Consider the following 12512-nt stretch of genomic DNA (forward strand, 5'->3'; position numbering starts at 1 on the left):
GTCATACTCCATTCTTCAAAGGTTACCGTCCACAGTTCTACTTCCGTACAACTGACGTAACGGGTGACGTACAGTTACCAGAAGGCGTAGAAATGGTAATGCCTGGTGATAACATCAAGATGACAGTTACTCTAATCGCACCAATCGCGATGGATGAAGGTCTTCGTTTTGCTATCCGTGAAGGTGGTCGTACTGTAGGTGCTGGTGTTGTAGCAACTATCGTAGCGTAATTATTAGCCTAGCTAATTGTTACCAAAAAGCCCGAGCTTAGTCTCGGGTTTTTTAATGTCTAAAATAAAGTGTCATATGAAGGTGGCGCTCTTACTTTAGGCGTAGGTGCGTTGTAGTAACGTTCAAAGCGTAATAATTAACGTTAAAGTTAATTATTATAAAAAGCTCACTTAGGTGGCCTTTTTTAATGCCTATAGAAAAGTGATTAGCTTTGAGTTATAACTTTCTTGTCGTAGCTTGGGTTGAGTTTTACGAATCTCGAGGGAAACGGTTACTGAAAATAACTGAGCTCTTAAATATAAAAAAGCACGGCTAGGCCGCGCTTATATTGAGTTAGCTTTTGGTATTTTAGCCAATTACTAATATATGATAAAAGCTTTAATGCTTTTTAGCATATTCTTCAGCTTGTTTTAAAACTCTCAATAAATTACCGCTTAAAATCTTTTTAATATCTTTGTCGCTGTAATCTCTGTCCATTAAACCTTGAACAAGATTAGGGTAGCTAGATACATCTTTTAAGCCGATAGGTAATGAATCACCAACTCCATCATAATCAGAGCCAATACCTACATAATCAATACCAATTAGCTCAACTACGTGATCAATATGATCAAGCACCTGTTCAAGGCTTGCAAATGGGTATGGATTTTTAGCACGGTACGCAGCATCAAAATCGTTGCTTAACTTAGTGCCTTCTTTTTTAGCAGACTCTTTTGTGCTTTTTAATTGCTTGCCCCAACTGCCTGCTTTAGCAGTAACAAAGCTTGAGCCAAAGTTGATTTGAATAACGCCGCCATTTTCTTTAAGTGCCAATAGCATATCGTCATTCATATTACGCTCAAAGCCTGGTGTGTATTTACGAAGTGATGAATGTGAGGCAATTACCGGCGTTTTAGATAGATCCATAACCTGATAAAACGCATCATCAGAGATGTGTGATACATCGATTAACATACCAATATTATTCATTTCAGTGACAAGCTTTTTACCAAATGGGCTTAAGCCTTTCCATTTACGGCGTATATCGTAAGACGAGTCCGAAATATGGTTGCTTTGCGAGTGCGCTAGCGTGATGTAGCGAATGCCACGCTCGTAAAAATGCTGAAGATTCTTCATATCCCCTTCGATTGGAGAGCCATTTTCCATACCCATTGCGATAGAGAGCTTACCTTGTTTAAATTGCTCCTCTATATCACTGCTTGAGCTAGCAATAGCAAACTTATCGGGCGCGCGCTGGGCTATGGCTTCCATACTATCAATCATTTGATTGGCTAGCTGATAGCTTTTACCTTTACCTTCAAACTCCAAATGCGCAGGAATATAAATCGACATAAACGGTGCGTTTAAACCGCCTTTTACAGCGCGAGGGTAGTCGAAATCGCCATCAGTTGTCGCTTTAGTTACATCAACCCAGTTTTTATGAATTCGGTAAGGTACGTCGATATGGGTATCAATTAAAATAGTGTCTTTAGCGAGCTTAATTGCCTTTTCAGATGCTGTTATTGTTTGTTCTGCTTGGGCTTGGCTAGTTAATGCTAGTGATATGGCTACCACTAGAGTGCTGAGTTTTATCATGTTTTGGCTCTTTGGGTAAAAAGCCATTGTGTACGTTCAACTCAAAAGTTACAAGTACTACGCCTTAATCAAACGACTGTGCTTGATGCTCTTCACTTTGCAGCGCTTTAAATTCGCCCTTCGAAATAATAGTTACAGACTCATGAAGCTCTGAAAAAAACACCATGGCTTCGCCATTTTTAAGCTGTAGCTTAACTTGGTTAACTTTAGATTCGATGCTTGCTTCTACTTCGCCATAATCGGTGCCTTCACGTAAAACATAGCTTTCTATTAGGTTGTAAAGGGTGTCTTTATCGAGTTGTTCAAAAGGAATAATCATAATTGCTCTTTGTTTGCATTGCCTAAAACATGTTGCCCAAAATAGCATGGCACGGCTTTCTCTAACCAAAATATAGGCTTAAATGGGTTTTTACCGCTAATAAAACCAACGTGTCCGCCCTTGTCAGAGATGCGCAGCGTAACATGCTCACTTACATCTTGCCTACTCGGTACGGCTTTAATTGAGAGCATCGGGTCGTCTTTGGCATGAATAATAAGTGTGGGTATAGCGATATCTTTTAAGTACGGCATAGCACTGGCTTTACGATAGTAATCGTGGGCATTTTCAAAGCCATGTAACGGTGCTGTAAGTTGGTTATCGAACTCTAATAAATCATCAATATTCATTAATTGATCGGTAGTTATAGGAATTTGCTGCTTAATTTGCGGTAATTTACGTTGCATCGACTTTTTCATGCGATCGAGCAAATACTTTTGATAAATTTTACCTAAGCTTTTACGAATAACATCACTTGATGATGATAAGTCATAAGGCGCCGATACCACTGCAGCTGCATTGAGTGGGCAGTTTGTATTCTCTTCGCCTAAGTACTTAGCAAGCACATTACCACCAAGCGAAAAGCCCACGGCAACCATCGCTCTATCTGGGTATTGTTGCTTAAGATGATTTATAAAAAAGGCTAAATCGGCGGTGTCACCACTGTGATAAGCACGTGGAAGGCGGTTTACTTCAGTTGAGCAGTTTCTAAAGTGCATAAGCACAACTGCATAACCTTGTTTTTTTAACGCCTTCATCATGCCTTTGGCATAAAAGCTATTTATATTGCCTTCAAGGCCATGCAAAACAACGGCAAGTGGTGCGGTTTCGTTATGTGGAAGTGACCATGCGAGCTCAATAAAGTCACCATCAGGTGTATCAAGTTGCTCAAGTTCGTAGCGAGTGTGGTGAAATGGGCGGAAAAAACGCGGCATTATGGTTTGAACGTGACGATTGGTCATCCACCATGCTGGTTTGAACTGAGAGATCATGTTTGTACTACGCACTTTGTATTAAACGAAAAGCTAGTGTACCAAATTTTTCGCTTCAGAAAATAAAAAGCGCCTAACTAGTAAACTAATAAGGCGCTTTAGTGCGTCGTGCTTAATTTTGTTCGGGAATTTCTGCATCATGTATTTTTTTCAAAAAGAAAAAAGCAAAAAAGATACACAAAGAAACAACGATGGTTAAAAACCCAAAAGACATAAATAAAACTGGATCTGTAAAAAAGTCTCTAAAAAATACGTTCATGAGTTGTTCCCCTCGTTGTTGATGGGTTAATCATAGGCGGTGTTTGCAGGTCGCAACGTGATCGAGATCAAGTTATTTACATAAGCAGATGTAGGAGCGAAGCTAAGTTGATTTAGATCATGCTTTAAGGGCTACTAAGTTATTACCACTGAGAGCTAAGAGAGTTTTTTGCTTGAAATAGTGAGCTGATCTTAATTCATTTTTTTCACTTTATCTAAAAGCGTAGCGCTTTAAACTTTTTTGAGTAAGCCACTTAAAGATTTTTTTGCACAAAGAGAAAAGAATGAGAAGTAAATGAGGGTAGAGCAACAAACTGCTCAATATTTATATCTAAGTAATCTAGTTTGTTTTCCTCTAAAAGCGAAGCGCCTCTTAACCTCTTTGTGAGTAAATTACTTAAAGGTCTTTGCGCAAAAAGAAGAAAAAGAGAAGAAGATTAGGACAGGGTAATAAACTCCTCAGCTAAACAAACCGCTCAATATTTATATCTAAGTAATTTAGTTTATTTTCCTCTAAAAGCGAAGCGCATCTTAAGCTCTTTGTGAATAAATCACTTAAAGGTTTTTTGCACAAAGAAAAGAGAATGAGCAGTGGAAGAGGGCACAAAAAGTAGCAGCCTAAGTGGCTTTCACATATAGCTCAATATTGTTTGGCTCTGTATGTTTGACTAATTCAAACTCATTTACTGCTTCAATCAACATATGTTGCTGTTGTTTTTCAAGCTTCAGCTCAGCGCTTAGCAACTCTTCGCGTATTGTGGCGTAATTACTTATTGTATTCTGATTAGCTTTTAAATAGCTGCGTGCGGCGCGCAGAGGCTGTAATGCGTGAGTATCAAACTCACTAGTTACATTTATTAACTCATTTAACTGTTGGGCATTAACACTTAAATTTAATGAATCTAAATAAAGCAGTAATAAGCATAAATTAACATTTTTTCCTTGCTGGTTTTGTAGTGCCAGCAAGGTTTTTTGTTGCTCAGGCTTTGCGTACAAGGTGTACGCAAACTGCCAAAAATGGTCGCTATTGAGCAAGTTCATTGGCGAATGCCTGCTCTTTTTCTTCCATTTCTTCAAGTGCCATTAGTAGCTCTTCTTCAATGTCGTTAAGTTTAGGCGTAAGCGTTGCTTGCTTAGCTAATAACTCTTTAAGCTTGGCTTTGTTGTCATCGTTGTAGAGTTCGTTGTCGCCAAGGGCTACTTCAACTTCGCTAAGCTCTGCAGTAAATTTATCGAGTTGCTTTTCCAGCTTTTCAATTTGCTTTTTAAGTGGCTGAGTGGCTTTTCTAAATTCCGCCTCTAAGCGCTTTTGCTCCTTACGGTTAACACCTGGGTTTACTTTAGGCTCGTCGTTTTGCTGCGCTTTAACCGCTTCTTTATTGGCATTCAGTAACCACTGATAATACGCATCTAAGTCGTAACCAAATTGCGTTACTTTGCCATCATCTACTAAGTAAAACTCGTCGGCAGTGTTTTTAAGCATATGGCGATCATGCGATACGGTAACCATAGCGCCTTCAAAGCCTTGTAGTGCCATAACCAGTGCATGGCGCATTTCTAAATCAAGGTGGTTAGTTGGCTCATCGAGTAGTAATAAGTTTGGTTTTTGATATACCAACATAGCAAGTACTAAACGTGCTTTTTCGCCGCCCGAAAATGGGGCTACAGGCTCAAGGGCTTTATCGCCAATAAAGGCAAAACCACCTAAAAAGTCTCGTAGTGATTGCTCAGTGGCTTTTGGGTCTAGTCGTTGTATGTGCGTTATTGCACTGGCTTTTAAATCAAGAGATTCCAGCTGATGCTGCGCAAAGTAACCAATATTTAATCCGTGATGCTGAATAACTTCGCCCGCTTGCGGCTCTAAATCACCAGAAAGCAGTTTAATTAATGTTGATTTACCCGCGCCATTTCGACCAAGTAAAGCAATTCGGCTACCTGGTACAAGGTTTAGCTCTATATTATTTAAAATAGTGACGTCACCATAACCCGCTTTGGCTTTATCTATTGTCATTAGTGGGTTTGGTAATGCTTTTGGCTCTGCAAACTCAAAGTTAAATGGCGAGTCGGCATGTGCTGGCGCTAGTTTTTCCATGCGTTCCAGTGCTTTTACACGGCTTTGTGCTTGTTTAGCTTTACTGGCTTTTGCTTTAAAACGCGTTATAAACTGCTCAAGGTGCGCAATTTGATCTTGTTGCTTATCAAACATTGCTTGTTGTTGTAGTAAGCGCTCAGCTTTTTGGCGTTCAAACTGCGAGTAGTTACCTTTGTACACGTTGATAAGTTGCTTATCTACATGCCAAATTTGATCAACCACCGCATCTAAAAACTCACGGTCATGCGATATAAGTACAAGGGTGCCAGTGTAAGCACGTAAAAAACGCTCAAGCCAATAAACAGCATCTAAATCAAGGTGGTTTGTTGGCTCATCGAGTAATAGTAAATCGGCGTCGCGTATCAATGCTTGGGCAAGGTTTAAACGCATGCGCCAACCACCCGAAAAAGAGCTTACAGGGTTTTCTATAAGGTTATTGGCAAAGCCTAAGCCGTGTAATAGCTCACCGGCGGTTGATTCAATGCTGTAGCCTTTAATGTTTTCAAGCTGAATATGTACTTTGGCTTGTGTGTCGCCATCGTTGTTTTGCTCGGCCTCACGCAGTGCTATACGCATTGCGTAGTATTCTGGGTGGCCTTGAAGTACATAATCAATTGCGCTTATTTCAAGGGCGGGGGTTTCTTGTTTTACTGAGGCAATAGACCAATCTTTGGGAATACTGCAATTACCAGCATCGAGTTGCAATTCAGATTTTAGTAAACCAAATAACGTTGATTTTCCACAGCCATTAGCGCCAACAAGGCCTACTTTATGTTCTGGAAATAACGTAGCTGATGCATTTTTTAATAAGGCTTTACCGCCACGAAGTAGTTCTATTTCTGAAATTTGGATCATGAATGCGTTACTTTGCTGTGCCCTTGTTAAGTTGGCGCTATCATAACATAGAACTTAATGCTCTTATCAAGCGTATCAACAAGTGAAGTTATACGATAAAATAGCAGTAGTTCAAACCACAGGAAAAATGTTGTGAGACAAAAGAAGCGTTTTATTGCTGGTGCATCGTGCCCTGACTGCAAAGCCATGGATACTATGATGCTATACAGAGAACATGATGTTGAAAAAGTAGAGTGTGTTGAGTGTGGTCATAAAATGGCGCAACCAGATAACGCTGTTCAGGCGTCTACTCGCCAATTTGAACAAGTAATTGGTGTATTTAAACCGGGCGACTAACCCGGTTTTTTATTGCCTAATTTTTACCGGTTTTAGTAATGCGGTGGAGGCGGCTCAGGTGCTTCAGACATCATAGATGATGATGACTGCGACTCTTTAATTTTTTCTGCTAGCAGCTCAGTTTGGCGTTTCATTTTTGCTAACAGTTGCTGGTGCACTTTTATTTCATCATTTAAGACTTCAATTGTTTCGTCTTGAAAAGCCACTTTGGCTTCAAGTTCCATTAAGCGATGTTCAATTGTGTTCATTATTCTCTCGTATAATAAATCGCTCTGCGATACCGCTGGAGCTTTCGGTTAACAACGACTTACCGTTATCTGTAAATGTCACATCTAGCACCACCGCCGATTTAGGCTTGCTGCCTTCGCGCGGGGTAACCTGCCAAGTTTGAATTTTTTCACCGCTTGGTATTTGCCACAAATCTACGCGTTTATTTGGCGAGCCTGTTGCAAGCAAAGTGCCTTGTTCGTTAAAACGCACAGCAGTAAAAATTTTCTGACGCGCAATATACTTCAGTTTACTCACAAGATCACCTGTAGTCAGCTTCCATACATTTGCTTGTGCCATACTATCGGCCGTAAACGCATAGCGACCTTGTGGATCGAGCGTTACTTGGGTAACACGCGTTGGGTGATTAAAACGATGAATTACTTGCCCTGTACGTGTATCCCAAAAGTAAGCAACATAATCGTTAGAGCCACTCAAAGCAAAGCGTCCGTTAGGTGATAGGTCAACGGTGTTAACTTTATCTTGATGACCTAAAAACTCAATGCGACGTCCGGTTTCTAGGTTTACAAATACGACAACGCCGTCGCTACGGCCGTATAAAACACTACGGCCTTGATTGCTAATAGCAATATCGCGAATACTGGCTTTTTGTATTTTGTAATAACCTTTATTTTTGCCTGTGGCTATATCCCACACAGCAAACGTGGTTTTTTCGGCGGTAACAGCCACGCTGTTATCAAAAGCAATAGCAACGGCGTATACCAAACTGTCTTGATCTTGCTGCTGAAACCATTGGTATTTTAGTACCTGCTGTTGATTATCCCATAGGGCGACCCCATGGTTGATAGAGGAGATCAAACTGTATTTACCATCGTTTGACAGTGTAGATGAAAACGCACCTTGTGCAGCATGTTCGTAACTTGCTACAGCGTGTTGTTTTTTATCGGTACAGGCGATGGCTAAAAAACAGCTAAATACGATTAAAAAAGTACGAAATATCGACATATTACAGGTATTTCCCCTTAACTCTTAGTGACTGAGAGGTTAGACTAGGACGCGTTAAATGCCTAGGTTGTTTGTCTAATCACTGGATATGTTTTTAGTTTAGCTAACAATGTGGAATTTAGTCATTAAACAAGCAGCCTATCATGTGGGCCGTTAATCTTTAACTAGTAATAATACATTAAAATGACAACTGCAAAGTGTGTCGGAGATTTAAAATGAAAAAGACGATTAGATTGTCATTGATTGCAGCGTCAGTTTTAGCGCTTACAGCTTGTAATCAAGAAGCAAAAAAAGAACAAGCTGAAGTTAAATTAGACACTGTTGAACAGCAACAAGCATACGGTATTGGTGCATCTGTAGGTAACTTTTTAAATAAAGACCTAGCAGACAAAACAGAAATTGGTATTGAACTAGACCAAGCACTTTTAATCCGTGGTTTTGAAGATGCACTTGCTGGCAATGCAAAGCTTGACGAAGAAAAAATTCGTGAAGTATTAACTGAATTAGATACATCAGTACGTACTAAGCAAGAAGAAAAAGCAAAAGTAGAGTCTGAAAAAAGCAAAGAAGCGGGTGTTAAATACCTAGCTGACAACGCTAAAAAAGAAGGCGTTACAGTAACTGAGTCTGGCCTGCAGTACGAAGTACTTAGCGAAGGCGATGGCGAAAAGCCAGTAGCAACTGATGTAGTTAAAGTACACTACAAAGGTACTTTATTAGACGGTACTGAGTTTGATAGCTCATATGCACGTAACGAACCGACAACTTTCCCTCTTAACCGCGTAATTGCGGGTTGGACTGAAGGTTTACAACTTATGTCAGTGGGTTCTAAGTACAAGTTCACTATTCCTTCAGAACTTGCTTACGGCGACCGTGACTTAGGTAAGATTCCAGCTAATTCAACACTTGTATTTGAAGTTGAATTACTTGAAATTCAAAATGAAGAAGCACCAGCACAATAATAAGCTTATTGTGTAAATGCAAAAAGGGACCTTAGGTCCCTTTTTTAATGTGCGTAAATAACATATTAGTTTGCGTGATTAGAAAACAAGTTATCAATAAGCTCATCTTCAAGTGCAAAGCGTGCTTCTAATGCTTCGCCAATAACAGATAAGTCATCATCAAAGCCCTTTAACAAGTCTTCTTTGTCTACTTCAGCGTATTTATCATTAAAATCAAGCGCTATGTCGGTTGTACTAGAAATACGCGGGTAAATAGAGTTTGCTAACTCTTGGCTTTGTAAGCCCTTTTTTTCACATGCTTTTGCTATATCGTCATACACTTCAAAATGGCCTGCAGATAGGTAATCCATTAAAAGTTGGCAAAATGATTCAATTAGCTTTGGCTCTGGTAATGCCTGATCTTGTTTTTCGTACGGCGTAAAGCCTGCAATTTTGCAATAAAGTACAATAAGGTCTTGGCGTTCGTTTAGCCATTTATCAATTACTGTGTGGCTACCACCCCATTTCTGTTGAGCTTTTTCTACACGCGTCAGCATAATTATTCTCCTAGGCTGGGTTGGTTTTTAATTAAAAATATAATAACTCACTGTACATCAAGATATATTTAATTTGAGCGTATATCAACAAGTAAAGTAACCCAGTTGTGAGTTGTATCTTTTTATATTAATTAAGATGGGGGAGTTTTATTGCAGGCAAGAAAAAACCACCAGTTACGGTGGTCTAATTTCTTTCAGTGACTTGTTATAACAAGCTTTCTTATTTTTATGAGATGATTTTTATTGTTATTATTTTAAAACTTTTATTTTTATTGTTTTAAGATTTTTATTGTTGTTTTTGTTAACGCGGGACAAACAATAACAAGGTTTTTAGTATGTTGCAAACATATTAATAAAAAGTTTTAAATGTTATTCTTTTTTGCTTATTTTATAGTCAAAATGGATTAAAACACTCCATTATATTGATCTGCCTCTAGCTAAAGCTGTTTTCGTCCCTAAGCAATAGAGGGTCGGGGAATATGGTGGTACAATCTTGCACAATTTATACAAGTCTTAGGATCATTTACGCCATGAGCGAATTAAAAAACGACCGTTATTTACGTGCACTTGCAAAACAACCTGTTGATGTAACTCCGGTATGGATGATGCGCCAAGCAGGACGCTATTTACCAGAGTACCGTGCAACACGTGCACAAGCGGGCGATTTTATGAGCCTGTGCCGTAATGCAGAACTTGCATGTGAAGTAACACTGCAACCATTACGTCGCTACCCGTTAGATGCCGCTATATTATTTAGTGATATTTTAACGATTCCAGATGCGATGGGTTTAGGTCTTTACTTTGAAACTGGCGAAGGCCCTAAGTTTGAACGTCCTATTTCATCACTTGCTGATGTTAAAAAAATTCCAAAGTTAGACCCTACAGACGAGCTTGGCTACGTTATGAACGCAGTAAGCACTATTCGTCGTGAACTTAAGGGTGAAGTACCACTTATTGGTTTTTCTGGTTCACCTTGGACACTAGCAACTTATATGGTTGAAGGCGGTAGCAGCAAAGTATTTGGTAAAATCAAAAAAATGGCGTTTGCAGAGCCGCAAACACTTCATTTATTACTAGATAAGTTAGCAGATTCAGTTATCGATTACTTAAATGCTCAAATTAAAGCTGGCGCGCAATCGCTAATGGTATTTGACTCATGGGGTGGTGTATTAAGCCCGCGCGATTACAATGAGTTTTCACTACAATATATGCATAAAATTGTAGATGGCTTAATTCGTGAATACGATGGTCGTAAAGTACCGGTTACTTTGTTTACTAAAAATGGTGGTCAATGGATTGAAGCTATTGCAGCAACAGGTTGTGATGCAATTGGTCTTGATTGGACTATTAATATTAGCGACGCTAAGCGCCGTGTTGGTGATAAAGTGGCTCTACAAGGTAATATGGACCCATCTATGTTACACGGTACATCAGAGCGTATTCGTCAAGAAGTAGGCACTATTTTAGAAGATTTTGGTACGGGCAATGGCCACGTGTTTAACTTAGGCCACGGTATTACACCAGATGTAGACCCTGAAAATGCTGGCGTATTCATTAATGCAGTACATGAGCTAAGTGCTAAGTACCATAAGTAATAATGGTTTAAAAACTGTTTAAAAGTAAAAAGCCCGCTAATTAACGGGCTTTTTGTTATCTATTTATAAAGGGCTTTAAAAAAACCTTACTTAATAACCTACTTAAATAAGCGATTTAAACCATTTAATGCCGCAACACGGTAGGCTTCAGCCATGGTCGGGTAGTTAAATGTGGTATTTACAAAGTAGTCGATATTATTGCCACCATTTTTTTGTTCCATAATGGCTTGGCCAATGTGAACAATTTCAGATGCACGCTCGCCAAAACAATGTACGCCAAGTACTTCTTTGGTTTCAGTGTGGAATAATATTTTTAAACTACCTACTTCAGTACCAGCAATTTGCGCGCGAGCCAAATGCTTAAACTGAGCACGGCCAACTTCATACGGTACTTTAGCGGCTGTAAGTTCTTGCTCTGTTTTACCTACTGAGCTCATTTCTGGAATGGTATAAATACCGGCCGGAATATCAACAATCAGGCGGTCGTCACAGTTACCACATGCAATTGCATCAGCAGCTATACGACCTTGGTCAAACGCAGCACTAGCAAGGCTTGGGTAGCCAATTACATCACCTACAGCGTAAACGTTATCAACTTCTGTTTGATATGTTTCGTTAACTTTTAATTGGCCACGGCTATCGGCTTTTAAACCAATGGCTTCAAGGTTTAATGTATCTGTATTACCAGTACGGCCATTAGCAAATAAAATACAGTCAGCTTTTACGCGTTTGCCTGATTTTAAATGCATAATAACGCAGTCGTCACGGGTCTCTATTCGGTCAAACTCTTCGTTATGACGAATAACAATACCGCTGTTCCAAAAGTGATAGCTAAGCGCGTCAGATATTTCAGCATCCATAAAAGCAAGTAGTCGGTCGCGTGTATTAACCAAATCAACTTTAGCGCCTAAACCTTTAAATATAGAAGCATACTCACAACCAATTACACCAGCGCCGTATATAAGTACGCGGTGAGGGTCGTGTTTAAGGCCTAGTATTGTATCACTTTCGTAAATACGAGAATGCGTAAAATCGACTTCTGGTGGGCGATAAGGGCGTGAACCCGTTGCTATAACAATCGTTTTAGCCGTTAGTCGCTCGGTTGAGCCGTCATTTCTTTTTACTTCAATCGTGTGCTTATCTACAAAGCTCGCATCACCTTGAAACATATGAATGCGGTTACGGTCGTAAAAGCTACTACGTAAATTAGATTGCTTAGAAATAACCGAACTGGCGTGACGTAAAATATCAGGAAAAGTTAAGCGGCTAGGGCGCTCACCAATATTAAATAACGGGTTTGCTTTGTATTCAATATAGCGGCTAACAGAATGGCGAAGCGCTTTTGAAGGAATTGTTCCCCAATGTACACAACCGCCACCAACAGCTTCTTGGCGTTCAATAACCGCTACTTTTTTGTCGTTTTTTGAAAGGTTCATGGCGGTGCCTTCACCGCCAGGACCCGTGCCAATAATTATTGCATCATATTGGTATGTCACGGGTACTTTTTTTTGTTCTGGTTGTTTGGCCACAG

At 39.7% G+C, this 12512-nt stretch carries 13 protein-coding genes and 1 pseudogene; 4 read left to right on the forward strand and 10 right to left on the reverse strand.

The genetic code is table 11. The annotated features are described in order from the left end of the window. Positions 1-230 (forward strand): annotated as a pseudogene (locus tag BW142_RS19655) (elongation factor Tu); the annotation flags it as partial. A 379-nt stretch (positions 231-609) separates the two neighbouring features. Here BW142_RS19655 and BW142_RS19660 read toward each other — a convergent pair. The 6 genes from BW142_RS19660 to BW142_RS19680 all read right to left on the reverse strand — a co-directional run bounded on the left by BW142_RS19660 (position 610) and on the right by BW142_RS19680 (position 6319). Then, positions 610-1806 (reverse strand): dipeptidase, encoded by a 1197-nt coding sequence (locus BW142_RS19660; RefSeq protein WP_076926068.1) that lies wholly within the window; start codon positions 1804-1806, stop codon positions 610-612. Between the two features lie 64 nt (positions 1807-1870). Beyond that, a complete protein-coding gene (locus BW142_RS19665) occupies positions 1871-2125 on the reverse strand; it encodes a YheU family protein (RefSeq protein WP_007378894.1) in 255 nt (84 codons plus the stop codon). Continuing rightward, positions 2122-3114, reverse strand: coding sequence for a hydrolase (locus tag BW142_RS19670; protein WP_024595257.1), 993 nt, complete (start codon positions 3112-3114; stop codon positions 2122-2124). Before BW142_RS19670 ends, BW142_RS19665 begins: the two co-directional genes overlap by 4 nt. A gap of 112 nt (positions 3115-3226) precedes the next feature. Further along, entirely contained in the window at positions 3227-3373 is a 147-nt protein-coding gene (locus tag BW142_RS20770) for a hypothetical protein (RefSeq protein ID WP_004335931.1), read from the reverse strand. A 617-nt stretch (positions 3374-3990) separates the two neighbouring features. Next, positions 3991-4413: a TIGR02444 family protein gene (locus BW142_RS19675; RefSeq protein WP_076926048.1), complete on the reverse strand. Its 423-nt coding sequence runs from the start codon at positions 4411-4413 to the stop codon at positions 3991-3993. Beyond that, positions 4397-6319, reverse strand: coding sequence for an ATP-binding cassette domain-containing protein (locus BW142_RS19680; RefSeq protein ID WP_076926049.1), 1923 nt, complete (start codon positions 6317-6319; stop codon positions 4397-4399). Before BW142_RS19680 ends, BW142_RS19675 begins: the two co-directional genes overlap by 17 nt. Positions 6320-6451: 132 nt before the next feature. Between BW142_RS19680 and BW142_RS19685 the strand changes: the two genes are divergently transcribed. Further along, positions 6452-6655: a YheV family putative zinc ribbon protein gene (locus BW142_RS19685; protein ID WP_007378899.1), complete on the forward strand. Its 204-nt coding sequence runs from the start codon at positions 6452-6454 to the stop codon at positions 6653-6655. 32 nt (positions 6656-6687) lie between these two features. On the opposite strand, the gene BW142_RS19690 is transcribed toward BW142_RS19685, so the two are convergent. Together BW142_RS19690 and BW142_RS19695 are read right to left on the reverse strand one after the other, a co-directional pair. After that, a complete protein-coding gene (locus BW142_RS19690) occupies positions 6688-6903 on the reverse strand; it encodes a SlyX family protein (RefSeq protein ID WP_007378900.1) in 216 nt (71 codons plus the stop codon). Continuing rightward, the gene (locus BW142_RS19695) at positions 6890-7888 is read right to left on the reverse strand and encodes a hypothetical protein (protein WP_076926050.1); all 999 of its coding nucleotides are present in this window, start codon (positions 7886-7888) and stop codon (positions 6890-6892) included. The genes BW142_RS19690 and BW142_RS19695 overlap by 14 nt, the downstream gene beginning before the upstream one ends. Positions 7889-8103: 215 nt before the next feature. Between BW142_RS19695 and fkpA the strand changes: the two genes are divergently transcribed. Further along, positions 8104-8850, forward strand: coding sequence for an FKBP-type peptidyl-prolyl cis-trans isomerase (gene fkpA, locus BW142_RS19700; RefSeq protein ID WP_024595253.1), 747 nt, complete (start codon positions 8104-8106; stop codon positions 8848-8850). Positions 8851-8915: 65 nt separating this feature from the next. On the opposite strand, the gene BW142_RS19705 is transcribed toward fkpA, so the two are convergent. Next, positions 8916-9386, reverse strand: a complete 471-nt coding sequence (locus tag BW142_RS19705) for an Rsd/AlgQ family anti-sigma factor (RefSeq protein WP_007582240.1) — start codon at positions 9384-9386, stop codon at positions 8916-8918. A gap of 530 nt (positions 9387-9916) precedes the next feature. On the opposite strand from BW142_RS19705, the gene hemE reads away from it, so the two are divergent. After that, entirely contained in the window at positions 9917-10981 is a 1065-nt protein-coding gene (gene hemE, locus BW142_RS19710) for a uroporphyrinogen decarboxylase (RefSeq protein ID WP_076926051.1), read from the forward strand. 98 nt (positions 10982-11079) lie between these two features. On the opposite strand, the gene sthA is transcribed toward hemE, so the two are convergent. After that, positions 11080-12510, reverse strand: a complete 1431-nt coding sequence (sthA, locus tag BW142_RS19715; protein ID WP_024600008.1) for a Si-specific NAD(P)(+) transhydrogenase — start codon at positions 12508-12510, stop codon at positions 11080-11082. Positions 12511-12512 lie beyond the last annotated feature (2 nt).

The sequence above is a fragment of the Pseudoalteromonas sp. EB27 genome, assembly GCF_001974875.1.
Lineage (GTDB): Bacteria > Pseudomonadota > Gammaproteobacteria > Enterobacterales > Alteromonadaceae > Pseudoalteromonas.

Excerpts from the sequence above, each read along its gene's own strand:
- BW142_RS19705 (WP_007582240.1), bottom strand. The coding sequence starts at position 9,386 with ATGCTGACGCGTGTAGAAAAAGCTCAACAGAAATGGGGTGGTAGCCAC.
- fkpA (WP_024595253.1), top strand. The coding sequence starts at position 8,104 with ATGAAAAAGACGATTAGATTGTCATTGATTGCAGCGTCAGTTTTAGCG.
- BW142_RS19690 (WP_007378900.1), bottom strand. The coding sequence starts at position 6,903 with ATGAACACAATTGAACATCGCTTAATGGAACTTGAAGCCAAAGTGGCT.
- BW142_RS19665 (WP_007378894.1), bottom strand. The coding sequence starts at position 2,125 with ATGATTATTCCTTTTGAACAACTCGATAAAGACACCCTTTACAACCTA.
- BW142_RS19660 (WP_076926068.1), bottom strand. The coding sequence starts at position 1,806 with ATGATAAAACTCAGCACTCTAGTGGTAGCCATATCACTAGCATTAACT.
- BW142_RS19670 (WP_024595257.1), bottom strand. The coding sequence starts at position 3,114 with ATGATCTCTCAGTTCAAACCAGCATGGTGGATGACCAATCGTCACGTT.
- BW142_RS19680 (WP_076926049.1), bottom strand. The coding sequence starts at position 6,319 with ATGATCCAAATTTCAGAAATAGAACTACTTCGTGGCGGTAAAGCCTTA.
- hemE (WP_076926051.1), top strand. The coding sequence starts at position 9,917 with ATGAGCGAATTAAAAAACGACCGTTATTTACGTGCACTTGCAAAACAA.
- BW142_RS19695 (WP_076926050.1), bottom strand. The coding sequence starts at position 7,888 with ATGTCGATATTTCGTACTTTTTTAATCGTATTTAGCTGTTTTTTAGCC.
- BW142_RS19675 (WP_076926048.1), bottom strand. The coding sequence starts at position 4,413 with ATGAACTTGCTCAATAGCGACCATTTTTGGCAGTTTGCGTACACCTTG.
- BW142_RS20770 (WP_004335931.1), bottom strand. The coding sequence starts at position 3,373 with ATGAACGTATTTTTTAGAGACTTTTTTACAGATCCAGTTTTATTTATG.